The 1,862-nt window shown below is 70.8% G+C and carries 1 protein-coding gene and 1 pseudogene; both read left to right on the top strand.

Features of this window, described 5'->3' with window-relative positions:
• A pseudogene (aroA, locus tag LQV45_RS29225) lies at positions 1–1,300 on the top strand (3-phosphoshikimate 1-carboxyvinyltransferase); the annotation flags it as partial.
• Positions 1,284–1,862: GTPase RsgA (gene rsgA, locus LQV45_RS29220; RefSeq protein ID WP_230010558.1), on the top strand; the 579-nt coding region annotated here is incomplete at its 3' end. The pseudogene aroA and the gene rsgA, both read left to right, overlap by 17 nt.

Raw genomic sequence — 1,862 nt, 5'->3', positions numbered from 1 at the left:
GCCGACGCCGGTCCGCACTGGCCCGCCCCCTTCGCCGCCCGGCCGGTCGATGCCACTGTCACCGTTCCCGGATCCAAGTCCCTGACCAACCGGTACCTCGTGCTCGCCGCCCTCGCGGACGGACCTTCCCGGCTGCGGGCTCCCCTGCACTCCCGGGAATCCTCGCTGATGATTGAGGCCCTGCGGCAGTTGGGGGCCACCGTCACGGAAGTGCCCGGCGACGGCGCCTTCGGCCCTGACCTGGAAATCGTCCCGATCAGAATGGACACCGCGGCGGCGGACACGGCGATCAACTGCGGCCTGGCCGGCACGGTCATGCGCTTTGTGCCGCCGGTGGCCGCGCTGCGCCGCGGTGAGTCCCGTTTCGACGGCGACCCGCACGCCCGCAAACGCCCCATGGGCACCATTATCGAGGCCCTCGCCGGCCTGGGTGTGGCAGTGACCGCACCCGACGGCGGTCCGGCGTCGTCGTTGCCGTTCACGGTGCATGGCTCGGGCGAGGTGCGCGGCGGCCACCTGGTCATTGATGCCAGCGCTTCGTCCCAGTTCGTCTCCGCCCTGCGGGAAGCCCGTGCCGAGCCTGGACCACATCAACATGACCGTGGCCGTGCTGCGCGGCGTGGGCGTGGCGGTCGACGACTCGGTGCCGAACCACTGGGTTGTCTCCCCCGGCCCGATCCGCGCCTTCGACGTCCGGATCGAGCAGGACCTCTCGAACGCCGGACCCTTCCTCGCGGCGGCCCTGGCCACCGGCGGCACCGTGCGGATCCCGAACTGGCCTGCGGAAACCACCCAGGTGGGTGATCTCTGGCGCGGAATCCTGACCGCTATGGGCGCCACGGTGACGGTTGACGGCGGCACCCTGACCGTCAGCGGGGGCCCGGAGATCAAGGGCGGCGACTTCGACGAAACCAGCGAACTCGCCCCCACCGTAGCCGCGCTGTGCGCCCTCGCCACCGGCCCCTCACGGCTGGGCGGCATCGCCCACCTCCGCGGCCATGAAACGGACCGGCTCGCCGCCCTCGTCGCCGAAATCAACCGCCTCGGCGGGGACGCCGAAGAAACCCCCGACGGCCTCATCATCCGCCCGGCCGCGCTGCACGGCGGCGTCGTGCACAGCTACGCGGACCACCGCATGGCAACCGCCGGCGCCATCCTCGGCCTTGCCGTAGCCGGCGTGGAAGTCGAGGACATCGCAACCACGGCCAAGACCATGCCCGATTTCCCGCAACTCTGGGAAGCGATGCTGGCCCAGGGACCCGCCCCAGATGAGGACACCGCCGGTGGCACGCAGCACTGATTCCTGGGACGAGTCCGACGTCCGGATCCGGCCGAACAAGAAGGGCACACGGCCCCGCACCAAGGACCGGCCCAGCTACGACGATGCCGTCACCGGACGCATCATCACCGTTGACCGCGGCCGCTACACCGCCGTCGTCGGCGAGGGGACCGCGGACGAACGCAAGATCATCGCTGCCCGGGCCCGGGAACTGCGCCGCAACCCGGTGGTTGCCGGCGACTTCGTCTCCCTGGTCGGGGATGTCACCGGCGAGCCCGACACCCTGGCGCGGCTGGTCAAGATCCAGGACCGCAAGACGCTGCTGCGCCGCAGCGCCGACGACACGGACCCGATCGAACGTGCCGTCGTGGCCAACGCCGACCAGCTGGTGGTGGTGGTCGCCGCCGCCAACCCCGAGCCGCGGACCGGTTTCATCGACCGCGCGCTGGTGGCCGCATACGACGCCGGCATTGAGCCGCTGCTGCTCGTCACCAAGGCAGACGTCAAGGATCCCGCCGAGCTGCTGTCCAACTACCAGCACCTCGACTTCCCCGTCATCGTCTCCAAGACCGCCGACTCCGCC

Source organism: Microbacterium sp. Bi128 (assembly GCF_918698205.1).
Note: the sequence above shows the minus strand (reverse complement) of the source record. Positions and strands in the feature narration are given on the sequence as shown.